Genomic DNA, 21,025 nt, shown 5'->3' with positions numbered 1-21,025 from the left:
CAGACACGTCCGTGGCGCGCGACCCCGCAGGGTCAGCGCACCATCCGAGAACACGACGGGTGGAAGCCCGCCGCGACGAGGCCGCGCACGGCGCCCTCGGGGTCACCGCTGGTGACCAGGCCCTCGCCGACCAGCACCGCGTCGGCCCCCCAGCCGGCGTAGGTGAGCAGGTCACCAGGGCCGCGCACACCCGACTCGGCGACCCGCAGCACGTCGTTGGGCAGGCCGGGGGCGATCCGGCCGAACGTGCTGCGGTCGACCTCGAGGGTGTGCAGGTTGCGCGCGTTGACCCCGATGAGCTTGGCGCCGATCTCCAGCGCCCGGTCGGCCTCCTCCTCGGTGTGCACCTCGACCAGCGCGGTCATCCCGAGGGACTCCACGCGGTCGAACAGGGAGGCCAGCACGTTCTGCTCCAGCGCCGCGACGATGAGCAGCACCAGGTCGGCGCCGTGGGCGCGGGCCTCGTGCACCTGGTAGGTGCTGACGACGAAGTCCTTGCGCAGCACCGGGATGTCGACGGCGGCGCGGACCGCGTCGAGATCGTCGAGCGAGCCGCCGAACCGGCGCTGCTCGGTGAGCACGGAGATGACCCGTGCACCGCCGATCTCGTAGCGCCGCGCCAGGTCGGCCGGGTCGCCGATCGTCGCCAGGTCGCCCTTGGACGGGCTGCGGCGCTTCACCTCGGCGATGACGCCCACACCGGGTGCGTTCATCGCGGCCATCACGTCGCGTGCCGGGGGCGCCTCGGCGGAGAGGCGCTTGATCTCGGCGAAGTCGACGGCGGCTTCACGGACGGCGAGATCCTCGCGGACACCCTCGACGATCGACTCGAGGACGGTGGGACCGGAGGTCTGCTTCGTGCGCTCGCCCATGGGGCTGTCTCCCCTTCCGGGTTCGGGCCTTCCAGGCGTTGGAGCAATGCTAGACAGCGCCCTCACCTCCCCTGCGACCAGGCCTGTCCTCGATCTCGCGCGGCCCGGGTTCCGAGGCGGATCCGGCCGGGCCGACCGTCGGGTCACGGCCGGCGTCGAGCTCCTCCCAGGCCGTGCGGTCGGGGTCGGCCTGCCGGGGCCGGCGCTGCGCCGCCGGGGCGTCGTAGCGGGCACCCAGGCGCGGCATCCCGTTCTCGCGCAACGCGAGCAGGACACCGGCGGCGCCGACGACCAACGCCCCCGCGAGGGTGAGCACCGGCGCGGCCGTACCCGACACCGCACCCGCGGCGCCGGGGGTGACGGTGAGCCCGGCGAGCTGTGCGAGCCGGCCCGGCGCGGGCGGGGACACGAGCGTCGCGACGACCGCCCAGACCGTCGCGGCGGCGCCGACGGCGAGCAGCCCGCCGAGCACCCGGCGGGCCACGCCCGACACCGCGACGGTGGCGGCGATGCCCGCGACCGCGAGCAGCGCCAACGCCGTCGGCACCGGCTGGACCTGGAGCCCGGTGGCTTCGGCGAGGGCGTCGCCACGCACCGTGGGCACGGTGGCGGAGAACCATGTGGGCCGCGCGCCGCCCCAGGTCGCGAGGGCACCGACGGCCAGGGCGGCGCACACGACGAGCAGGCGCCGCCGTCCCGCCCGCGCGGGTGCCTCCGCGACCGTCACGACGACCGGACCCCCGGCTCCCCCACCGGCTGCGGGGGGCTCAGCGTCGCCGCGGTGGCCACCGCCGACAGCACCGCGCGCGCCTTGTTGAGGCACTCGGTGTCCTCGGCGACCGGGTCGGAGTCGGCGACGATCCCGCCGCCGGCCTGCACGTAGGCGACGCCGTCGCGGACGAGGGCGGTTCGGATCGCGATCGCGGTGTCCGCGTCGCCGGCGAAGTCGAGGTAGCCGACGATGCCGCCGTAGAGGCCGCGCCGCGTCGGTTCGAGCTTCTCGATGATCTGCATGGCGCGCACCTTCGGCGCGCCCGACAGGGTGCCCGCGGGGAAGCAGGCGACGACGGCGTCGAAGGCGTTGCGGTCGGGCCGCAGGGTGCCGGTCACCGTCGACACCAGGTGCATGACGTGGCTGTAGCGCTCGACGGAGAAGAAGTTGTGCACCTTGACGCTGCCGGCCGCGCAGACCCGCCCGAGGTCGTTGCGGCCCAGGTCGACGAGCATGACGTGCTCGGCACGCTCCTTCTCGTCCGAGCGCAGGTCCTTCTCCAGCAGGACGTCCTCCTCCTCGGTGGCGCCGCGCCAGCGGGTGCCCGCGATGGGGTGCGTGGTGGCCCGGCCGTCGCGGACCGTCACCAGCGCCTCGGGGCTCGACCCGACGATCGCGAACGGCGTGCCGCCGGAGGCGTCCTCGAGGTGGAGCAGGTACATGTACGGGCTGGGGTTGGTGGCCCGCAGCACCCGGTACACGTCGAGCGGGTCGGACGGGCAGTCCATCTCGAACCGCTGCGAGACCACGATCTGGAACGCCTCGCCCGCCCGGATCTGCTCCTTGGCGACCTCGACGGCCGCGCAGTGGTCCTCCTGGCTGCGCCGGCGCAGGAACGACGGCTCGGCGGGCGCGTACACCCCGACGGTCGACGCCGCGGGCACGGCCAGCTCGGCGGTCATCCGGTCGAGGCGGGCGACGGCGTCGTCGTAGGCGGCGTCGACGCGCTCGTCGGAGTTGTCCCAGTTGATCGCGTTGGCGATCAGCGTGATGGTGCCCTCGTGATGGTCGACCGCGGCGAGGTCGGTGGCCAGCAGCATGACCAGCTCAGGCAGGCCCAGGTCGTCGACCGTCGTCGGGTCGTCGCCGATGCGTTCCATGCGGCGCACCACGTCGTAGCCCAGGTAGCCGACCATCCCGCCGGTCAGCGGGGGCAGCCCGGGCAGCGGCTCGCTGTGCAGCTCCTCGACGACGGTGCGCAGCGCGGCGAGCGGGTCGCCCTCGGTGGGCAGCCCGGCGGGGACCTCACCGGTCCAGTGCAGCCTGCCGTCGACCGCGGTGAGCGCGGCGGCGCTGCGGGCACCGACGAACGACCATCGCGACCACGACCTGCCGTTCTCCGCCGACTCCAGCAGGAACGTGCCCGATCGGGAGCCGGCGAGCTTGCGGTAGACCCCGACGGGCGTCTCGTCGTCGGCGAGGAGCCTGCGGGCGACCGGGATGACCCGGTGCCCGGTCGCGAGCTCGCGGAACTCCTCGCGGGTCGGGGTGACCGCGCCCAGGGGCGGTGCGGCGGTGGCGGTCGGCATCCGGCCATTCTCGCAGGCCGCCGACGACCGGCCGAGGGCCCTGCGCCACGCGTGTGATCCGTGTCCGTCCGTCCGACGTTCCCCGGGCGGACCGGCGTCGGGGAGGATGTCGGTGTGGCCGACGCGATCCCAGGACCTGCCGCCCGCCGGAGGGGACGTCGCCGGGCGGGCCAGGACACCCGTGAGCCGCTGCTGGCCGCCGCCCGCGAGGAGTTCGCCGAACGCGGTTTCGAGGGCGCCACCGTGCGCCGCATCGCCGAACGCGCCGGCGTCGACGCCGCGATGGTCAACCACTGGTTCGGCGGCAAGGAGCAGCTGTTCATCGCCGCGCTGGACTTCCCCGTCGACATCTCGACGATCCTCGACCAGGTGCGGCCCGGCGACCCCGGCCAGCTGGGCGGGCGGATCGTCCGCGCGTTCCTCACCGTGTGGGACACCACCGGCGGGGCGCCGCTGGGCACGCTGATCCGCAGCGTCGCCTCCCACGAGAGCGCGGCGCGGATGATGCGCGACTTCGTCGGTACGGCGCTGGCCGACCGGATCGTGCGCCCGGTCGCGCCCGACCGCCCGGAGCTGCGGGCGGCGTTGTGCGGCAGCCAGATCATCGGGCTCGGCATGATCCGCTACGTGCTGCGCCTGGAACCGGTCGCGTCCGCGGCCCACCACGACGTCGTCACCGCGGTCGCGCCGACGTTGCAGCGCTACCTGACCGGCCCGCTCGACTGAGCCCGGTCCGCTCGACCGGGCGGCTCGGGCGTGTTCGCCGGTCTCGTGGCGGTCACGGCTCGGGGGTGGCGCTGGTCGCCGTGGCGACCAGCGTCACTCGAAGGACCCACGGCCCGCGGCGCGGTGGCCGGGTGATCGGCGCGGACGCATGATGGGGGCATGGGAAGGCCGGGCCTGGAGGCCCTGAGATCGCGGCTCGCGGCCGGGCTGTTCGAACGGGTCGCCGGTGCGGAGGGCGCGGGACGGCGCGCGCGCATCCACGCCACCGCCGGGCCGCGCTGGTTCGGCGAGGACCGCCCGATCCGGGTCGTGCACGGCGACGCGGCGATGTTCGTCGGCGGCCTGCGGGCGCTGCTGCTGCAGTCGCTGCACCCGCTCGCGATGGCCGGGGTCGCGGGGCACTCCGGGTTCCGCGGCGACCCGTGGGGGCGGTTGGCGCGCACCAGCTACTTCCTGGCGTCGACGACGTTCGGCCCCGCCGAGCTGGCCCAGGAGACGATCACGCGCATCCGCGGCGTCCACGCCCACGTCCGCGGCACCGCGCCCGACGGGCGGTCCTACGCCGCCTCGGACCCGCACCTGCTGGAGTGGGTGCACATCGCCGAGATCGACAGCTTCCTGCGCGCACACCAGGCCTACGGCTCGGTCCGGCTCGACGCCGCGGCCCGCGACGGCTACGTCGCCGACGCCGCGTTCGTCGCCCGCGCGCTCGGGGTGGTCGACCCGCCCGAGTCGGAGGCGGCGCTCGCCGCGCGGATCGAGTCGTACCGGCCCGAGCTCGACGCCGGCGCCGCCGCCCGCGACACCGCACGCTTCCTGCTGCGCGAGCCCCCGCTGCGCGGCGTCGCCCGGGTGCCGTACGCGCTGCTCGGCGCGGCCGCGGTGGGGCTGCTGCCGGAGTGGGCGCGCACGCCGCTGGGCCTGCCCCACCGCCCGCGCCTGGACCGCACCCTGGTCCGGGTCGGGGGGCGGGTGGTGACGTCGGGAATCCGGTGGGCGATGGCGTCGGGCCCGCCCGCGCCGGCACCTACCGCGGCGGGCTGAGCAGGTCCGAGTCGAAGCAGGTCCGGGTGCCGGTGTGGCACGCCGGGCCCTCCTGGTCGACGACGACGAGCACCGCGTCGCCGTCGCAGTCCAGGCGCACCTCGCGGACGTGCTGGACGTGGCCGGAGGTGTCGCCCTTGACCCAGTACTCCTTGCGCGAGCGCGACCAGTACGTCCCGCGGCCGGTGGTCAGGGTGCGGTGCAGGGCCTCGTCGTCCATCCACGCGACCATCAGCACCTCGCCGGTGCCGTGCGCCTGCACGACGGCGCAGACGAGACCGTCGGCGTTGCGCGTGAGCCGGGCGGCGACCGCCGGGTCGAGTGCGGAGTTCAGGACCCTGGTCATCGCACCTCCACCGCCCCGGCCCGCAGGCCGTCCTTGACCTCGGAGATGCGCAGTGTCCCGAAGTGGAAGACGCTCGCGGCGAGCACCGCGTCGGCGCCCGCGCGCACGGCGGGCAGGAAGTCGTCGACCTTCCCGGCGCCGCCGGACGCGATCACCGGGACGTCGACGACCTTGCGGACCTGGGTGATCATCTCGATGTCGAACCCGGCGCGGGTGCCGTCGGCGTCCATCGAGTTGAGCAGGATCTCCCCGACACCCAGCTCCTGGCCCCGGGCCGCCCACTCGACGGCATCGATGCCGGTGCCGCGGCGGCCGCCGTGCGTCGTCACCTCGTAGCCCGACGCGGTGGGTGGGCCGTCCTTCACCCGGCGCGCGTCCACGGACAGCACGATGCACTGCGACCCGAACCGGCGCGCGCACTCGCCCAGCAGCTCGGGGCGGGCGATCGCGGCGGTGTTGATGCCGACCTTGTCGGCACCCGCGCGCAGCAGGACGTCGATGTCCTCCGGCGTGCGCACCCCGCCGCCGACCGTGAGCGGGATGAACACCTGCTCGGCGGTGCGGCGCACCACGTCGAGCATCGTGGCCCGCTCCCCCGACGACGCCGTCACGTCGAGGAACGTCAGCTCGTCGGCACCTTCGGCGTCGTAGACCGCGGCCATCTCGACGGGGTCGCCCGCGTCGCGCAGGTCGGCGAAGTTGACACCCTTCACGACCCGGCCGGCGTCGACGTCCAGGCAGGGGATGACGCGGACGGCGACGCCCATCAGCCGGCCGCCCGGCCCGTCGACGGCCGGACCTCGGCGACCGCGGTGAGGGCCTCGGGCAGCGTGAACCGGCCCGCGTAGAGCGCCTTGCCGACGATCGAGCCCTCGATGTTCGCGCCGTCGGCCCTGGCCTGGGCCAGCGCGACCAGGTCGGAGACCTCGGCGATGCCGCCGGAGGCGATCACCGGCGCCGGGGTGGCGGCGGCGACGTCGCGCAGCAGGTCGACGTTGGGGCCCTTCAGGGTGCCGTCCTTGCCGACGTCGGTGACGACGTAGCGGGCGCAGCCGTCGCCGTCGAGGCGGGCGAGGGCCTCCCAGAGGTCGCCGCCGTCGGTGGTCCAGCCCCGGGCGGCGAGCCGGTGCCGGCCGTCCTTGATCTTGACGTCGAGCCCGACGGCGATCTTGTCGCCGTGCGTCGCGATGGCCGCGGCGCACCACTGCGGGTTCTCGATCGCGGCGGTGCCGAGGTTGACCCGGGCGCAGCCGGTGGCCAGCGCGCGCTCCAGCGACGCGTCGTCGCGGATCCCGCCCGACAGCTCCACCTTCACGTCGAGCCGGCCGACGACACCCGCCAGCAGCTCGGCGTTGGAGCCGCGGCCGAAGGCGGCGTCGAGGTCGACGAGATGGATCCACTCGGCGCCGTCGCGCTGCCATGCAAGCGCGGCGTCGAGCGGGTCGCCGTAACCGGTCTCGGTCCCGGCCTCGCCCTGGACGAGACGGACGGCCTGGCCATCGGCCACGTCGACGGCAGGAAGCAACGTGAAACTCACGCGGCGAGCCTACCGAGCCCGGTTCAGCGCCCTCCGAGCTCCGCCCGCAACAGCGCCGCACCGGCCGCGAGGGAGGCCATCTTGCCCTCGGCCGAGGCCCGCGGCAGGTACTTCAGGCCGCAGTCGGTGGAGAGCACGATCCGCTCCGGACTCGTGTGCGCGAAGGCGCGGCGGCCGCGGTCGGCGACTGTCTCCGGGGTCTCGACGCCCGGGTCGGACAGGTCGATCACGCCGAGGATGATCGTCTTGTCGGCGAGGTCGGCCAGCACGCCCAGGTCGAGGCCGGACTGGGCGGTCTCGATCGAGATCTGGTCGGCGCTGCAGCCGGCGAGCTCGGGCAGGAACGAGTAGCCCTCGGGACGTTCGTGCACGATCGCCGCGTAGCCGAAACAGATGTGCACGGCCGTCGTGCCGGTGATCCCGTCGAGCGCGGCGTTCAGCGCGGCGACGCCGTAGGCGCGGGCGGCGTCGGGGCGGGCCTGCATGTACGGCTCGTCGATCTGGACGACGTCGGCGCCCGCGGCGAACAGGTCCCGGATCTCGGCGTTCACCGCGGCCGCGTAGCCCATCGCGGCCGCCTCGGCGTCCGGATAGTGGTCGTTCTGCGCTTGCTGGCTCATCGTGAACGGGCCGGGCACCGTCATCTTGACGCTGCGGTCGGTCGCGGCCCGGAGGAACTCCATGTCGCGCACCTCGATCGGCGCGGGGCGGGTGATGGGGCCGACGATGCGCGGCACCGGGTTGGCGTGCCCGGTGCGGTCGATCGCGCTGCCCGGGTTGTCGACGTCGACGCCCGACAGTGCCGTCGCGAAGTGGTTGGAGTAGCTCTCGCGACGGATCTCGCCGTCGGTGAGGATGTCGAGCCCGGCGCGCTCCTGCGCCCGGATCGCGAGCAGGGTCGCGTCGTCCTGGGCCTGGCCGAGCAGCTCCGGGGCGACCCGCCACAGCTCCTTCGCCCGGATGCGCGGGGGCAGCCTGCCGGCGAGCTTGTCCCGGTCGATGAGCCACTCGGGCTGGACGTAGCTGCCGACGAGCGAGGTGGGCAGCAGCGGAAGTGCGGTCACGAGTCCTCCTGCGTTGCGGGCGCCGCCAGCCACGAGCGGATCTCGGCGCCGTGTTCGTCGAGGCGCGGCGGCGGCAGCGGGTAGTGGGCCGGCGTCGCGGAGAAGCGGATGGGGTGGCGCGTCGTCGGGACGGCACGGTCGCCCTCGCCCGCGTCGACGACGGGGTCGAGGCCGAACTTCTCGGCCATGGCGAAGCCGGTGTCGATGGTGCCGATCGGCCCGCACGGCACGCCGGCGTCGACGAGCAGGTCGAACCACTCCAGGGCGCCGCGGGTGGCGAGCCGCTCCACCAGCAGGGGGCGCAGCTGCTCCCGGTTGACGGTGCGGTCGGCGTTGCGGGCGAAGCGCGGGTCGTCGGCGACCTCGGGGATGCCGAGTACCCCGCACAGCTTGCGGAACTGGCCGTCGTTGGCGGCGGCGACGATGAGGTCGTCGTCGGCGGTGGGCAACGGCTCGTAGGGGAAGACGCTGGGGTGCGCGTTGCCCATCCGGAACGGGACGACCCCGCCGGCGACCCATGCGGAGCTGTGGTTGACCAGCCCGGTCAGCGCCGACGACAGCAGGTTGACCTCGACGTGCTGGCCCTGCCCGGTCGCCTCGACGTGACGCAGCGCGGCGAGAATGCCGATGACGGCGTGGTTGCCGGCCATCACGTCGAACACCGAGATGCCGGCCCGGTAGGGCGGACCGTCGGGGTCGCCCGTGAGGCTCATCAGACCCGACATCGCCTGGACCATGAGGTCGTAGCCGGGGACCTTCGCCCCGGCGCCCGCACCGAACCCGCTGATCGAGACGTACACCGAACGCGGGTTGGCCGCCAGGACGGACTCGTGGTCGAGGCCGAAGCGGGCCATGCCCCCCGGTTTCAGGTTCTGGATGACCACGTCCGCGCGGTGGGCCAGCTCCCGGGCGACGGCCAGGTCGGTCTCCTCGCGCAGGTCGAGCGCGACGGACCGCTTGCCCCGGTTGATCCCCAGATAGTAGGTGGACACGCCGTCGCGCACCGGCGGGGTCCAGGTGCGGGTCTCGTCGCCGCCGGGTCCCTCGACCTTCACGACGTCGGCGCCCATGTCGGCCAGCAGCATCGTCGCGTACGGGCCCGCGAGAACCCGGGAGAAGTCGGCGACGAGCAGCCCGTGCAGCGGGCCGGGCGGTACCGGGGTGGTCTCGGCCATCAGGGCTCCATCCTCACGACGCTCGGGTCACGACGCCACGATCACGCGCGGCACCGCCGCGAGCCGGGCGAAGTCGGCGCCGATGTCGCCCGCGGTCGCGAGCAGCAGCGGCAGGTGGTGTTCGAGCAGCACGTCCATCGACGTCTCGGCCGCGTGGGCGTTGACGTTGATCGCCGCGACGACGCGGCCGTCCCCGTCGCGCAGGGGCGCCGCGACCGACCGGATTCCGGCGGCGAGCTGCTCGTCGGTGGCGGCCCAGCCGCGGGCGCGCACCTCCCGCAGCACCTCGTCGCGCTCCTGGTCGTCGAACTGCCGGCGCGCGGTCAGCCCGGACCGGGTGGGCTCGGCCAGCACCCGCTCAGCCTCCCCCGCCGGCAGCGCGGCGAGCAGCACCTTGCCCAGCGACGTCGCCAGCGCGGGGAACCGCGTCCCGATCTGCACGGCCAGCGACACGATCTTGGGGACCGCGACGCGCGCGACGTAGACGATGTCGGAGCCGTCGAGCTGCGCGATCGAGCAGGACTCGTTCGTGCGCGCGACCAGCCGTTCCAGGTGCGGGCGGGCGACGTCCCACAACCCGGAGGAGTCGACGTAGGCCACCCCGAGGTCGAGCACCCGCGGCGTCAGGGCGTAGCCGGGACCGTCGGTGCGGGCGTAGCCGAGCTCGATCAGGGTCAGCAGGATCCGGCGGACCGTCGGTCGGGCCAGGCCCGTCGCGGCGGCGAGATCGGCCAGCGTCATGACGGGACGGCCGGGCCCGAACGCCCGGATGACGTCGAGGCCGCGGGCCAGCGCCTCGATGAAGTCCGGTCCGGTTCCCCGCGGCATCGCTCCTCCTCCGGTTCTCCAGCGCACCATAGCGGCTGATCGTCCGGCAGGCGGACACAGCGCGCTGAGCGGTGTCCGATCGGAGCCTTGACAGTGGCGTCGGCCTGCCGCCAGGGTTCGGGATCGCGTGTCGTCCGTCGAGCGGACGATCGTCCGAACCGGTGACCGAAGGAGCAACGATGCCAGGTCCGCTCGTCCTGCGCAGTGGCACGGTCCTCCCCGTCGACGACGCCCGCTCCGTGCTCCCCGACACCGACGTCCTGATCGTCGACGACCGGATCGCCGCCGTCGGCCCCGCGCTCGAGGTCCCCACGGGCACCCGGGAGATCGACGCAGGCGGCGGCATCGTCATGCCCGGCATGATCGACACCCACCGGCACATGTGGCAGACCGCCATGCGCGGCTACGGCGCCGACTGGACGCTCTCGCAGTACTTCGTCTGGTACTACCTCGAGAACGGCCGCCACTTCCGGCCCGAGGACATCCGCGCCGGGAACCGGCTCGCCGCCCTCGAGTCGATCGACGCCGGCGTCACCACGACCGTCGACTGGTCCCACGGGCTGCAGAGCGTCGGGCACGCCGAGGCGGCCGTCGACGCCCTGCGCTCGGTGCCGGGCCGGTTCGTCCTCGCCTACGGCAACATCCAGCAGGCACCGTGGGAGTGGGCCACGTCCGGCGACTTCCGGGCCTTCGCCACGAACCTGCGCGACGCCGCCGACGACATGCTCGGCTTCCAGATGGCCTTCGACGTCACCGGCGACCCCGAGTTCCCCGAACGGGCCGCCTACGAGGTGGCCCGCGAGCTCGACGTCGCCACCACCACCCACGCCGGGGTCTGGGGCGCCACCAACGACGACGGCATCCGGCTCGCCCACGACGCCGGGTTCCTGAACGAGCGCAGCATCTTCGTCCACGCCGCGACGCTCTCGGCCGACAGCTACCACCGCATCGCGGCGACCGGCGGCTCGGTGTCGGTGTCGACGGAGAGCGAGCAGAGCGCCGGGCAGGGCTACCCGCCCACCTGGGCGCTGCGCCGCCACGGCATCCCGGTGTCGCTGTCGATGGACACGAGCGTGTGGTGGAGCGGCGACCTCTTCTCCGCCATGCGCACCACCCTGGGTGCCGACCGCTCGCGCGAGCACATGGAGGCCCACTCCCGCGGGGAGACCGTCACCAACGCGGCGCTGCGCGCCGACCAGGTCGTCGAGTGGGCCACCCGCGGCGGGGCGCGGGCCCTGGGCCGCGACGACCTCGGCCGCCTCGAACCCGGCGCGAAGGCCGACGTCGTCCTGATCAAGAACGACCGGTCCCCGGTGTCGTTCCCGCTGCTCAACCCGCACGGGCACATCGCGTTCCAGGCCCAGCGCGGCGACGTGCACACCGTGGTCGTGGACGGGCGCGTCGTGAAGGACGCCCACGAGCTCGTCGGGGTCGACCTGGCCGCGGCCCGCCGCGAGGTGGAGTCGACCGTCGAGTACCTGCGCGCCACGATCGGCGAGGAGGCCTGGCAGCAGGGTATGAACCCCGACGTGCCGGAGACGACCCTGCTCGACAACCCGTACACCTACACCGACTACGCGAGCAGCGCGACGCACTCCCAGCGCTGAGGCAGCGGGTCAGGCGGCGGGCGGGGCCTCCGGCTCGGCCGGGGCCCCGGGCTCGTCGTCGCGCGCGGCCGCGCGGCCCCGGGCCGCCGCCCAGCCCAGCCCGATCGCCAGCCCGACGACGATCAGCAGCACCCAGCCCCACCACGCCAGCCCACCGAGCGCTGCGGCCAGCACCCCGGCGACCGCGGCGCCCACCGCGGTACCGGCGGTGCTCGCCGTGGAGGTGCGGCGCCGGGGCGTCGTCCGCCTCCGGGTCGTGGTGGTGCGGCGGCGGGTGCTGCTCGTGGTGCGCCCTGTCGTCTTCCGGGCCGTCGTCTTCCGGGCCGTCGTCTTCCGGGCCGTCGTCGACCGGGTCGTCGCCGGCTTGCGCTTCCTGGTCGTCATCGGGCGACGACGTCGCGCAGCCAGTTCTCCAGCACGGTCGCGCCCGCGTCGCCCGACTTCTCGGGGTGGAACTGGGTCGCGGCGAGCGCGCCGTTCTCGACGGCGGCGACGAAGTCCTCGCCGTGGTGGGCCCAGGTGACCAGGGGCGGGCGCAGCACGTCGGAGGCCTCCAGCTCCCAGCGGCGCACGCCGAAGGAGTGGACGAAGTAGAAGCGGGTGTCGGCGGGCATCCCGGCGAACAGCACGCTGCCCTCGGGGACGTTCAGGGTGTTCCAGCCCATGTGCGGCAACACGTCCGCCTTGAGGCGCTCGACGGTGCCGGGCCACTGGGCGCAGCCGTCGGTCTCCTCGCCCCACTCGACGCCGCGGTCGAACAACACCTGCATGCCGACGCAGATGCCCAGCACCGGGCGCCCGCCGGCGAGGCGGCGCTCGATGATCCGGGGGCCGCCGACGCCGCGCAGCCCCGCCATGCACGCGGCGTAGGCCCCGACACCGGGGACGACCAGGCCGTCGGCCTCCATGGCGAGGTCGGCGTCCGCGGTCACCGTGACCTCGGCGCCGACGCGGCGCAACGCACGCTCCGCGGAGCGCAGGTTGCCCGATCCGTAGTCCAGCACGACGATCCGCGACACGCGGCAAGGATAGACGGACCCGACGAGCGCCCCCGCACCGCGAGCCCGCCGACCCGCGGCCGACGATCCGCGCGCAACCTCACTGCTGTGATCGGGCCCGGACACAGCGGTGAGGTTGCGCCCGATCCGTGGTGCGGCCCGGCCGGCCTCTCCGCAACCGGGTAACGACGGAGCGTGCCCGCACGAATCCTCCGCCGGACGGGGCATCACCGCCGCGCCCGGACAGGGGGATGTCATGGTCTCACCGCACCCGGACGTCGAGATCGGAACTCCCCGGTGCTCGGTGACCGACCCACCGGGCAGCAGCGGCCTGCATCCGAGCGCCTACGGGCCACCGGCCGGCCGCTGGCCCGACACCGCCCTCACCTACTCGGTGTCCACCTCCGGCGGAGTCGTCCTCGACACCAACGGCAACCAGCTCACGGCCGCGGCCATGGTGCAGCTGATCGGCGACGCATTCGACCAGTGGGCCGGCACCTGGTCACCCCTCACGCTGACCCGCGTCCCCACCAACGCCACCCCACCGCCCGACATCAGGGCGCGCTTCGTCGGAACCGACGTCGAACCCGACTTCGCCGACCCCACCGTCATGGGCACCGGCGCCTACCCGCCCCGAGGCCGGATCCGGTTCACCACGGCGCGCAACTTCACCGAACGCTCGATGACCACCACCGCGATCCACGAGATGGGTCACGCACTCGGGCTGACCCACTCCGGGGACCGCGCGTCGGTCATGTACCCCTGGAACCTCCGCCTGCGCACCATCGACCAGGACAGCCGCGACGCGATCACCGACGTCTACGCACCGTGGTCACCGCAGGCGGGACTGCCCGACCGTGGCACCGAGGACCGGCCCGCCCTCGCGTCCTCGGGACCGGCCGGCTTCGGCGGCAGCAACCGCGAGCTCAGCGCTGTCTGGCGCGGCGCCGCGGGCGACCGGACGATCTACCACTCCCGCTACCGCAACGGCTCCTGGACCGAACAGCGCCGCGTCCCCGGCGCCGCGTCGACCCACGGTCCCGCACTCGCCCAGTACTCCCTGCGCGACGGCACCGCCGCCACCGGCCTGCTGATGCTGTGGAAGGGCGCGGAGGGCGACTCGACCCTGTGGTGGAACGTCAACCCCGGCGACGGCGACGGCTGGACCACGCCGCACCGGATTGCCGACGTCGGCACCAGCGCACGGCCCGCCCTCTCCTACCTCGGTGACACCGTTGCCGCCTGGAAGGGCGTCGAGGGCGACACCGGCATCTACTGGGCATCGATGCAGGGCGCGATCTGGCAGCCGCAGCAGCGCGTGCCCGATGCCGAGTCCAGCCACGGCCCGGCCCTCGCCGTCCTCGGCCGGCGGCTGTACCTGTTCTTCCGCGACCCCGAGGACTCCACCCTCTGGTACGTCTCCCGTGGTGAGGGCTCCGAGGAGCTCTGGTCGACACGACGGATCGTCGAGGCCGACGACTACAGCCTCGACACCGGCGGTGGCGTGCGGATCACTCCGGGCTCGAGCGAGGGCCCCGCCGCGGCGACCCACCTCGACCGGATCCTGCTCGCCTGGAAGGGAGCCCAGGACGACTCCGGCATCTACTGGTGTGCCTTCAACGGCAGCGAGTTCTCGCCGCAGTTGCAGGTCGACGACGTCGGGACGAGCACGGGGCCCGGCCTCGGCAGCCTGGACACGCTCACCTACATGATGTGGAAGGGCGTGACCGGCGACAACACGCTGTGGTGGTCGGAGTTCTGACTACGCCCCGCGCGCAACCTCACGGTCGTGATCGGGCTCGGAAACAGCAGTGAGGTTGCGCGCGATCGGGTGTCAGAGGGCGCCCTTGGTCGACGCGATGCCGGTGATCCGGGGGTCGGGCTCGGTCGCGGCGCGCAGCGCACGGGCGACGGCCTTGAACTCGGCCTCGGTGATGTGGTGCGGGTCGCGGCCGTCGAGCACCCGCACGTGCAACGCGAGGTGGCCGTGGAACGCGAGCGACTCGAAGACGTGCTTGTTCAGCACCGTCGGGTAGTGCCCGCCGACGACGAAGCCGCGCATCATCTCCGGCTCGCCGGTGTGCACGGTGTACGGCCGCCCGGACACGTCGACGACGCACTGCGCGAGCGCCTCGTCCATCGGGATCCAGGAGTCGCCGAAGCGGCGGATGCCCTTCTTGTCGCCCAGCGCGGCCCGGATGGCCTGGCCCAGCACGATCGAGGTGTCCTCGACGGTGTGGTGGACGTCGATGTGGGTGTCGCCGTCGGCGTGCACGCGCAGGTCGAACGCGCCGTGCTTGCCGAAGGCGTCGAGCATGTGGTCGAAGAACGGCACGCCGGTGTTCACGTCGGCGGTACCGGTGCCGTCGAGGTCGATCTCGACGGTGATCTTGGTTTCCTTGGTGGCGCGCTCGACGCGCCCGACCCGGTTGGTCATGAGCTGGTCTCCAGTTCGGTGCCGGCGAGCTCGGTGGCGGCCGCGAGGAAGGCGTCGTTCTCCTCCGGCGTGCCGACGGTGACGCGCAGGTGCGCGGGGATGCCGACGTCGCGGATCAGCACGCCGCGGTCGAGGAAGGCCCGCCAGGCGCGGGGGGCGTCGGCGAAGCGGCCGAAGAGCACGAAGTTGGCGTCGCTGGGGACGACGGCGAACCCGGCGGCGGCCAGCGCGGCCATCACGCGGTCACGTTCCGCCGAGAGCAGCGCGACCGAGGCGAGGGTGGCGTCGGCGTGGCGCAGCGCGGCCCGGGCGGCGGCCTGCGAGAGCACCGACAGGTGGTAGGGCAGCCGGACCAGCTGCAGCGCGTCGACGACGGCGGGCGCGGCGGCGAGGTAGCCCAGCCGCCCACCCGCGAAGGCGAACGCCTTGCTCATGGTGCGCGACACGATCAGCTTGTCGCCGTGGGTGTCGAGCAGCCGGATCGCGCTGGGGTGGGCGGAGAACTCGGCGTAGGCCTCGTCGACGACGACGATCCCCGGTGCCGCGTCGACCAGCGCCGCGACCTCGTCGGGGTCGAGCGACTGACCGGTGGGGTTGTTCGGGCTGGTCAGGAACGTGATGTCGGGGGCGCGCCCGGCGAGCAGGGTGCGGGCGGCGGCGATGTCGACACCGAACGTCGCGTCCCGGGGCGCGGGCACCCACTCGGTCTGGGTGCCCGAGGCGATGATCGGGTGCATCGAGTACGACGGTTCGAACCCGACGGCATGGCGGCCCGGCCCGCCGAAGGTCTGCAGGATCTGCTGCAGGATCTCGTTGGACCCGTTGGCCGCCCACACGTTGGCCGCGGTGAGCGCGACGCCGGTGCGCCCGCTCAGGTACGCGGCGAGGTCGGCGCGCAGGCCGACGGCGTCGCGGTCGGGGTAGCGGTGCAGGTCGGCTGCGGCCGCGGCGACCGCGGCGGTGACGTCGTCGACGAGGGCCTGCGGCGGCGGGTACGGGTTCTCGTTGGTGTTGAGCCGCACCGGGACGTCGAGCTGCGGCGCGCCGTAGGGGCTCTTGCCGCGCAGGTCGGCGCGCAGCGGCAGGTCCTCGAGCCGGACCTGCGCTCCGACTCCTTCCGACACCGCGGTCATCGCGCGAACCGAGCCGTGACCGCCTCGCCGTGCGCGGGCAGGTCCTCGGCGACGGCGAGCGTCACCACCTGGTCGGCGACGTCGCGCAGCGCGTCCTCGGTGTACTCGACGACGTGGATGCCGCGCAGGAACGTCTGCGTCGACAGGCCACCGGAGTGCCGGGCGCAGCCGCCCGTCGGCAGCACGTGGTTCGAGCCGGCGCAGTAGTCGCCCAGCGACACCGGCGACCACGCCCCGACGAAGATCGCGCCCGCGTTGCGGACCCGCGCGGCGACGGCCGCCGCGTCGACGGTCTGGATCTCGAGGTGCTCGGCGGCGTAGGCGTCGACGACCGCGACGCCGTCGTCGAGGTTCGCGACGAGGATCGTGCCGGACTGCGGGCCCGACAGCGCGGTGCGGATGCGCTCGGTGTGCTTGGTGGCCCCGACCATCGGGGCGAGCGCGGCGTCGACGGCGTCGGCGAACTCTTCCGACGTCGTGACCAGCACCGACGCGGCGTTCGGGTCGTGCTCGGCCTGGGAGATCAGGTCGGCCGCGACGTGCACCGGGTCGGCCGTGTCGTCGGCGAGGACGGCGATCTCGGTGGTGCCGGCCTCGGCGTCGATCCCGATGAGGCCACGCAGCAGCCGCTTCGCCGCCGTCAGGTAGATGTTGCCCGGCCCGGTGACCATGTCGACGGGCTCGAGGTCTCCCCCGTCGGTGTCGGTACCGCCGTGGGCGAGCAGCGCGACGCACTGCGCGCCGCCCACCGCCCACACCTCGTCGACGCCCAGGAGCGCCGCGGCGGCGAGGATCGTCGGGTGCGGCAGGCCACCGTTGTCGGCCTGCGGCGGGGAGGCGACGACGAGCGCCTCGACGCCCGCCTCCTGCGCCGGGACCACGTTCATCACCACCGACGACGGGTAGACCGCGAGGCCGCCGGGCGCGTAGAGCCCGACGCGGCGGACGGGCACGAACCGCTCGGTGACGGTGCCACCCGGCACGACCTGCGTGACGATGTCGCGTCGGCGCTGCTCGGAGTGCACCGCGCGGGCGCGGGAGATGGAGGTCTCCAGCGCGGTGCGGACCGCCGGGTCGAGCGTGTCGAGCGCCTCGGCCAGCGCGGCGGCGGGCACCCGGACGCGCGCGGGCCGCACCTTGTCGAACCGCTCGGTGTACTCCAGCGCGGCCTCGACACCCCGCTCGCGGACGGCGTCGACGATCGGCCGGACGATCTCCAGCGCGGCGTCGACGTCGATCGCCGCCCGGGGCACGACGCCCCGCAGGACGGCGGGCCGGGGCAGGGCGTCGTGGCGCAGGTCGAGACGGCGAAGCATGGGTGTGAGGGTACGTCTAGCGCAGGTCGAGGCCGAGGTCGAGGGCCGTCACCGAGTGGGTCAGGGCCCCGACGGAGATGAAGTCGACGCCCGTCGCGGCGTAGGCGGCGGCGTCGGCCAGCACGATCCCGCCCGACGACTCCAGCAGCGTCGGCAGTGCCCCGCGGCGGCGGACCGCCTCGGCGGTCTCGGCGGGGGTGAAGTTGTCGAGCAGGACGAGCTCGGCGCCGAGGGCGAGGACGTCGTCGAGCTGGTCGAGGGAGTCGACCTCGACCTCGCACGGCAGGTCGGGCGCCGCCGCGCGGGCAGCGGCGAGCGCGGCCGAGACCGACCCCGCGGCGGCGACGTGGTTGTCCTTGATCAGGACGGCGTCGCCGAGGCCGAGGCGGTGGTTGACCCCGCCGCCGCAGCGCACCGCGTACTTCTCCAGCAGCCGCAGGCCCGGGAGGGTCTTGCGGGTGTCGCGGATGCGCGCGGGGGTCCCGGCGAGGGCGTCGACCCAGGCGCGGGTGGCGGTCGCGACCCCGGAGAGGTGGCACAGGAGGTTGAGCGCGGTGCGCTCGGCGGTCAACAGCCCGCGGACGGGCGCCCGGACGACGAGCGCGGGCTCACCCGCGACGAGCGCGGTGCCGTCCGAAAGGGCCGAGAGCTCCTCCCAGCCGGATGCGCCGAGCACCTCGTCCAGCACCGCTCGCGCCACCGGCAGACCGGCCAGGACGCCGGCCCGGCGCGGGGTGAACTCCCCCACCGCGACCGCGCCGGCCGGGACCGTGGCCGCCGTCGTCGCGTCGGGGCCGTAGCGCAGGTCCTCCTCCAGCGCGGTGCGCACGACGCGCAGCAGGTCGTCGGGATCGGGGACGCCGATCTCGGTGGCGCCACCGACACCCGCGGCGAGCCGTTGCGCGGTCATGCCACACCCGCCAGCGCACCGGCGCCGACGCCGGCGCCCCTGGCGTCGCCGACGACCGGCCGGCCGTCGCCGTCCAGTGTCACGACGAGGCTCGCCCGCTGCCAGACGTCGTCGCGGTCGGGGAAGTCGGTGCGCACGTGGCAGCCCCTCGTCTCACGTCGGGTACCCGCGGCGGCCAGCACGGCCTGCGCGAGCAGGGTCAGGGCGGCGTCCTCGACGCCGGCCCGGTCGGCGGGCAGCACCCGCCCGGTGACGGACTCGATCGCGTCGGACGCGGCGGCGAGCCCGGCGGCGTCGCGACCGATGCCGGCCGAGGCGCTCATCGCCCGCTGCACGACGCGCCGGTCGGCGACGGGCACCGCACCGGGTCGGGCGACGGGATCGGCGAGCGTCCCGCGCGGCGCGGCGAGATCGGCCGCCACGGACAGGGCGGCCCGCGCCCCGACCACGAGCCCTTCGAGCAAACTGTTGGACGCCAACCGGTTCGCGCCGTGCAGCCCGGTCCGGGCCACCTCGCCCGCGGCGTAGAGGCCGGGGACCGCGGTGCGGCCGTCGACGTCGGCGACCACGCCGCCGCACGAGTAGTGGGCGGCCGGCGTGACGGGGACGAGGTCGACGCGGGGGTCGATGCCGGCGTCGGTGCAGGAGGCGAACACCGTCGGGAAGCGGGCGGCGAAGCCGTCGATGGAGGTGGCGTCGAGCCACACGCAGTCGGTGCCGGTGGCCGCCATCCGCCGGGTGATGGCGGCGGCGACGACGTCGCGGGGAGCGAGGTCGGCGAGCGGGTGCACGTCGGTCATGAAGCGGATGCCGGCGCGGTCGCGCAGCACGGCCCCCTCGCCGCGGACGGCCTCGGTGACCAGCGGGCGACGGCCGACGGCCGGGCCGGTGTAGAGGACGGTCGGGTGGAACTGCACGAACTCCAGGTCGGCCGCGGTGGCGCCGGCGCGCAGGGCCAGCGCGACCCCGTCGCCGGTGACGGCCGACGGGTTGGTCGTCGACGAGAAGAGCTGGCCGTAGCCGCCCGTCGCGAGCAGGACCGCGGGTGCGCGCAGCAGCCCCGGGCGGCCCTGGGCGTCGGCCACCCAGAGCCCGACGACGCGCCCGGCCGCGTCGAGGGCGGCGTCGAGGGCGACGTGTCCGGCGAGCAGCGGCAACCCCCCGGTGCCGCGGGCGGTGGCGAGGAGCGCACGCTCGACCTCCGCACCCGTCGCGTCACCGCCGGCGGGCACGACGCGGAACGCGGTGTGGCCGCCTTCGCGGGTGCGGGCGAGGCCACCGTCCGCGGCGGCGTCGAACACCGCGCCGCGCGCCCGCAGGTGCGCGAACGCGGCCGGCCCGCCCTCGACGATCGCGGCGACGGCGGCGGCGTCGTTCAGGCCGGCGCCCGCGGTGAGGGTGTCGGCGATGTGGCGGTCGGTGTCGTCGCCCGCGACGTCACCGAGCACGACGGCGATCCCGCCCTGGGCCCAGCGCGTCGACCCGGCGTCGAGCTCGTCCTTGGTGACGACGACGACCCGCAGCCCGGCGGCGACGGCGTCGAGCGCGGCGGTCAGCCCCGCGACCCCGCTGCCGACGACGACCAGGTCGGCCGTCGCCTCCCAGCTCGGCGGCGGGGTCATTCCCCACCGCCGGGGCGGCCGATGGCGATCATCCGCTGCACGGCCTCGCGCCCGCGGGCGGCGAGCTCGGGGTCGACGTGCACCTCGTCGGTGCCCTCGCGCAGCGACCGGAGCAGCTTCTCCGGGGTGATCATCTTCATGTAGGGGCACGAGGCGCGGTCGTTGACGGCCCGGAAGTCGACCTCGGGGGCGGCGCGGCGCAGCTGGTGCAGCATGCCGATCTCCGTCGCGACCAGCACCGACTTCGCGCCGGTCTCGCGGGCGGCGTCGAGCATCCCGCCGGTCGACAGGATCTTGACGCGTTCGGCCGGGACCGCTCCCGCCGTGGCCAGGTAGAGCGCCGAGGTGGCGCAGCCGCACTCGGGGTGGACGTACAGCTCGGCGTCGGGGTCGGCCTCCGCCTTGGCGGTGAGCTCGGCTCCGTTGATGCCGGCGTGGACGTGGCACTCCCCGGCCCAGACGTGGATGTTGTCGCGGCCGGTGACCCGGCGGACGTGCGCGCCGAGGAACTGGTCGGGCAGGAACAGGATCTCGCGGTCCGCGGGGATGGACTCGACGACCTCGACGGCGTTGGACGACGTGCAGCACACGTCGGTCTCGGCCTTCACCGCCGCGGTGGTGTTCACGTACGACACGACGACCGCGCCGGGGTGCTCGGCCTTCCAGGCGCGCAGCTCGTCGGCGGTGATCGAGTCCGCGAGCGAGCAGCCGGCAGCCGCGTCGGGGATCAGGACGGTCTTGTCGGGCGCGAGGATCTTGGCGGTCTCGGCCATGAAGTGGACGCCGCAGAAGACGATCGTCTCCGCGTCGGCCTCTGCGGCGATGCGCGAGAGCGCCAGCGAGTCCCCCACGTGGTGGGCGACGTCCTGGATCTCGGGCAGCTGGTAGTTGTGCGCCAGGACGACCGCGTTCCGACGGCGGGCCAGCTCGTGGACCTGCTCCGCCCAGTCGGCACCCGTGGTGGGCGCGTCGACGACCTGTGTCGGGCTCATCGGACACCTCCTCCTGTTTTCGCCTATCAATCGAAAACGTGGAGATCGTAGCAGCCGCCGTCGCGTCCCGGCATCGCCCGCGTGACCAGGGCCTCATGTCGTGTCCACCCGGCCGCA

21 protein-coding genes are annotated in these 21,025 nt (G+C 74.3%); 4 read left to right on the top strand and 17 right to left on the bottom strand.

What is annotated here, in order from left to right; genetic code table 11:
- Positions 1 to 32 precede the first annotated feature (32 nt).
- Genes trpC through AB7F12_RS24660 form a run of 3 tightly spaced genes read right to left on the bottom strand, consistent with a single transcriptional unit; the run spans position 33 to position 3,173 of the window.
- A complete protein-coding gene (trpC, locus tag AB7F12_RS24670; RefSeq protein WP_428497409.1) occupies positions 33 to 872 on the bottom strand; it encodes an indole-3-glycerol phosphate synthase TrpC in 840 nt (279 codons plus the stop codon).
- Between the two features lie 49 nt (positions 873 to 921).
- Positions 922 to 1,599: a Trp biosynthesis-associated membrane protein gene (locus AB7F12_RS24665; protein ID WP_428497410.1), complete on the bottom strand. Its 678-nt coding sequence runs from the start codon at positions 1,597 to 1,599 to the stop codon at positions 922 to 924.
- A complete protein-coding gene (locus tag AB7F12_RS24660) occupies positions 1,596 to 3,173 on the bottom strand; it encodes an anthranilate synthase component I (protein ID WP_428497411.1) in 1,578 nt (525 codons plus the stop codon). Before AB7F12_RS24660 ends, AB7F12_RS24665 begins: the two co-directional genes overlap by 4 nt.
- A 114-nt stretch (positions 3,174 to 3,287) precedes the next feature.
- Between AB7F12_RS24660 and AB7F12_RS24655 the strand changes: the two genes are divergently transcribed.
- A complete protein-coding gene (locus tag AB7F12_RS24655; protein ID WP_428497412.1) occupies positions 3,288 to 3,899 on the top strand; it encodes a TetR family transcriptional regulator in 612 nt (203 codons plus the stop codon).
- Positions 3,900 to 4,058: 159 nt separating this feature from the next.
- Positions 4,059 to 4,943, top strand: coding sequence for an oxygenase MpaB family protein (locus tag AB7F12_RS24650; RefSeq protein WP_428497413.1), 885 nt, complete (start codon positions 4,059 to 4,061; stop codon positions 4,941 to 4,943).
- On the opposite strand, the gene hisI is transcribed toward AB7F12_RS24650, so the two are convergent.
- The 6 genes from hisI to AB7F12_RS24620 are packed head-to-tail and all read right to left on the bottom strand — an operon-like array spanning position 4,927 to position 9,893.
- Complete coding sequence (hisI, locus tag AB7F12_RS24645) at positions 4,927 to 5,277, bottom strand: phosphoribosyl-AMP cyclohydrolase (protein WP_428497459.1); 351 nt, start codon at positions 5,275 to 5,277, stop codon at positions 4,927 to 4,929. The two genes, AB7F12_RS24650 and hisI, sit on opposite strands and share 17 nt — an antisense overlap.
- Positions 5,278 to 5,285: 8 nt before the next feature.
- The gene (gene hisF, locus AB7F12_RS24640; protein WP_428497414.1) at positions 5,286 to 6,056 is read right to left on the bottom strand and encodes an imidazole glycerol phosphate synthase subunit HisF; all 771 of its coding nucleotides are present in this window, start codon (positions 6,054 to 6,056) and stop codon (positions 5,286 to 5,288) included.
- The gene (priA, locus tag AB7F12_RS24635) at positions 6,056 to 6,826 is read right to left on the bottom strand and encodes a bifunctional 1-(5-phosphoribosyl)-5-((5-phosphoribosylamino)methylideneamino)imidazole-4-carboxamide isomerase/phosphoribosylanthranilate isomerase PriA (protein WP_428497415.1); all 771 of its coding nucleotides are present in this window, start codon (positions 6,824 to 6,826) and stop codon (positions 6,056 to 6,058) included. The genes hisF and priA overlap by 1 nt, the downstream gene beginning before the upstream one ends.
- A gap of 23 nt (positions 6,827 to 6,849) precedes the next feature.
- Positions 6,850 to 7,890, bottom strand: coding sequence for a 5-methyltetrahydropteroyltriglutamate--homocysteine methyltransferase (locus AB7F12_RS24630; protein WP_428497416.1), 1,041 nt, complete (start codon positions 7,888 to 7,890; stop codon positions 6,850 to 6,852).
- Entirely contained in the window at positions 7,887 to 9,065 is a 1,179-nt protein-coding gene (locus AB7F12_RS24625) for a CaiB/BaiF CoA transferase family protein (RefSeq protein ID WP_428497417.1), read from the bottom strand. Before AB7F12_RS24625 ends, AB7F12_RS24630 begins: the two co-directional genes overlap by 4 nt.
- Before the next feature lie 27 nt (positions 9,066 to 9,092).
- Positions 9,093 to 9,893, bottom strand: coding sequence for an IclR family transcriptional regulator domain-containing protein (locus AB7F12_RS24620; protein WP_428497418.1), 801 nt, complete (start codon positions 9,891 to 9,893; stop codon positions 9,093 to 9,095).
- Between the two features lie 179 nt (positions 9,894 to 10,072).
- Between AB7F12_RS24620 and AB7F12_RS24615 the strand changes: the two genes are divergently transcribed.
- Entirely contained in the window at positions 10,073 to 11,500 is a 1,428-nt protein-coding gene (locus AB7F12_RS24615; protein WP_428497419.1) for an amidohydrolase family protein, read from the top strand.
- 9 nt (positions 11,501 to 11,509) lie between these two features.
- On the opposite strand, the gene AB7F12_RS24610 is transcribed toward AB7F12_RS24615, so the two are convergent.
- Together AB7F12_RS24610 and hisH are read right to left on the bottom strand one after the other, a co-directional pair.
- A complete protein-coding gene (locus tag AB7F12_RS24610; protein WP_428497420.1) occupies positions 11,510 to 11,884 on the bottom strand; it encodes a hypothetical protein in 375 nt (124 codons plus the stop codon).
- Entirely contained in the window at positions 11,881 to 12,519 is a 639-nt protein-coding gene (hisH, locus tag AB7F12_RS24605; protein WP_428497421.1) for an imidazole glycerol phosphate synthase subunit HisH, read from the bottom strand. Before hisH ends, AB7F12_RS24610 begins: the two co-directional genes overlap by 4 nt.
- Before the next feature lie 283 nt (positions 12,520 to 12,802).
- On the opposite strand from hisH, the gene AB7F12_RS24600 reads away from it, so the two are divergent.
- Complete coding sequence (locus tag AB7F12_RS24600) at positions 12,803 to 14,260, top strand: matrixin family metalloprotease (protein WP_428497422.1); 1,458 nt, start codon at positions 12,803 to 12,805, stop codon at positions 14,258 to 14,260.
- Between the two features lie 72 nt (positions 14,261 to 14,332).
- Here the strand turns inward: AB7F12_RS24600 and hisB are convergent, their stop codons facing one another.
- From hisB to nadA, 6 genes are read right to left on the bottom strand one after another with little or no spacing between them, the layout of a single operon-like run.
- On the bottom strand, positions 14,333 to 14,935 hold the full coding sequence (gene hisB, locus AB7F12_RS24595; protein WP_428497423.1) for an imidazoleglycerol-phosphate dehydratase HisB: 603 nt from the start codon (positions 14,933 to 14,935) through the stop codon (positions 14,333 to 14,335).
- Positions 14,932 to 16,068, bottom strand: coding sequence for a histidinol-phosphate transaminase (locus AB7F12_RS24590; protein ID WP_428497424.1), 1,137 nt, complete (start codon positions 16,066 to 16,068; stop codon positions 14,932 to 14,934). The genes hisB and AB7F12_RS24590 overlap by 4 nt, the downstream gene beginning before the upstream one ends.
- Complete coding sequence (gene hisD / locus AB7F12_RS24585) at positions 16,065 to 17,384, bottom strand: histidinol dehydrogenase (protein WP_428497425.1); 1,320 nt, start codon at positions 17,382 to 17,384, stop codon at positions 16,065 to 16,067. Before hisD ends, AB7F12_RS24590 begins: the two co-directional genes overlap by 4 nt.
- Before the next feature lie 16 nt (positions 17,385 to 17,400).
- Positions 17,401 to 18,294, bottom strand: a complete 894-nt coding sequence (gene nadC / locus AB7F12_RS24580; RefSeq protein ID WP_428497426.1) for a carboxylating nicotinate-nucleotide diphosphorylase — start codon at positions 18,292 to 18,294, stop codon at positions 17,401 to 17,403.
- The gene (locus AB7F12_RS24575) at positions 18,291 to 19,916 is read right to left on the bottom strand and encodes an L-aspartate oxidase (protein WP_428497427.1); all 1,626 of its coding nucleotides are present in this window, start codon (positions 19,914 to 19,916) and stop codon (positions 18,291 to 18,293) included. The genes nadC and AB7F12_RS24575 overlap by 4 nt, the downstream gene beginning before the upstream one ends.
- The gene (gene nadA / locus AB7F12_RS24570; RefSeq protein ID WP_428497428.1) at positions 19,913 to 20,908 is read right to left on the bottom strand and encodes a quinolinate synthase NadA; all 996 of its coding nucleotides are present in this window, start codon (positions 20,906 to 20,908) and stop codon (positions 19,913 to 19,915) included. The genes AB7F12_RS24575 and nadA overlap by 4 nt, the downstream gene beginning before the upstream one ends.
- Positions 20,909 to 21,025: the final 117 nt, after the last annotated feature.

The organism is Pseudonocardia sp., from assembly GCF_050250275.1.
GTDB lineage: Bacteria > Actinomycetota > Actinomycetes > Mycobacteriales > Pseudonocardiaceae > Pseudonocardia.
This window is presented reverse-complemented; position numbering and strand designations above follow the sequence as displayed.

Coding starts and splice junctions, on each gene's coding strand:
- trpC (WP_428497409.1), bottom strand. CDS start 872: ATGGGCGAGCGCACGAAGCAGACCTCCGGTCCCACCGTCCTCGAGTCG.
- AB7F12_RS24660 (WP_428497411.1), bottom strand. CDS start 3,173: ATGCCGACCGCCACCGCCGCACCGCCCCTGGGCGCGGTCACCCCGACC.
- AB7F12_RS24650 (WP_428497413.1), top strand. CDS start 4,059: ATGGGAAGGCCGGGCCTGGAGGCCCTGAGATCGCGGCTCGCGGCCGGG.
- hisF (WP_428497414.1), bottom strand. CDS start 6,056: ATGGGCGTCGCCGTCCGCGTCATCCCCTGCCTGGACGTCGACGCCGGC.
- AB7F12_RS24625 (WP_428497417.1), bottom strand. CDS start 9,065: ATGGCCGAGACCACCCCGGTACCGCCCGGCCCGCTGCACGGGCTGCTC.
- AB7F12_RS24620 (WP_428497418.1), bottom strand. CDS start 9,893: ATGCCGCGGGGAACCGGACCGGACTTCATCGAGGCGCTGGCCCGCGGC.
- AB7F12_RS24615 (WP_428497419.1), top strand. CDS start 10,073: ATGCCAGGTCCGCTCGTCCTGCGCAGTGGCACGGTCCTCCCCGTCGAC.
- AB7F12_RS24610 (WP_428497420.1), bottom strand. CDS start 11,884: ATGACGACCAGGAAGCGCAAGCCGGCGACGACCCGGTCGACGACGGCC.
- hisB (WP_428497423.1), bottom strand. CDS start 14,935: ATGACCAACCGGGTCGGGCGCGTCGAGCGCGCCACCAAGGAAACCAAG.
- AB7F12_RS24590 (WP_428497424.1), bottom strand. CDS start 16,068: ATGACCGCGGTGTCGGAAGGAGTCGGAGCGCAGGTCCGGCTCGAGGAC.
- hisD (WP_428497425.1), bottom strand. CDS start 17,384: ATGCTTCGCCGTCTCGACCTGCGCCACGACGCCCTGCCCCGGCCCGCC.
- nadC (WP_428497426.1), bottom strand. CDS start 18,294: ATGACCGCGCAACGGCTCGCCGCGGGTGTCGGTGGCGCCACCGAGATC.
- AB7F12_RS24575 (WP_428497427.1), bottom strand. CDS start 19,916: ATGACCCCGCCGCCGAGCTGGGAGGCGACGGCCGACCTGGTCGTCGTC.
- nadA (WP_428497428.1), bottom strand. CDS start 20,908: ATGAGCCCGACACAGGTCGTCGACGCGCCCACCACGGGTGCCGACTGG.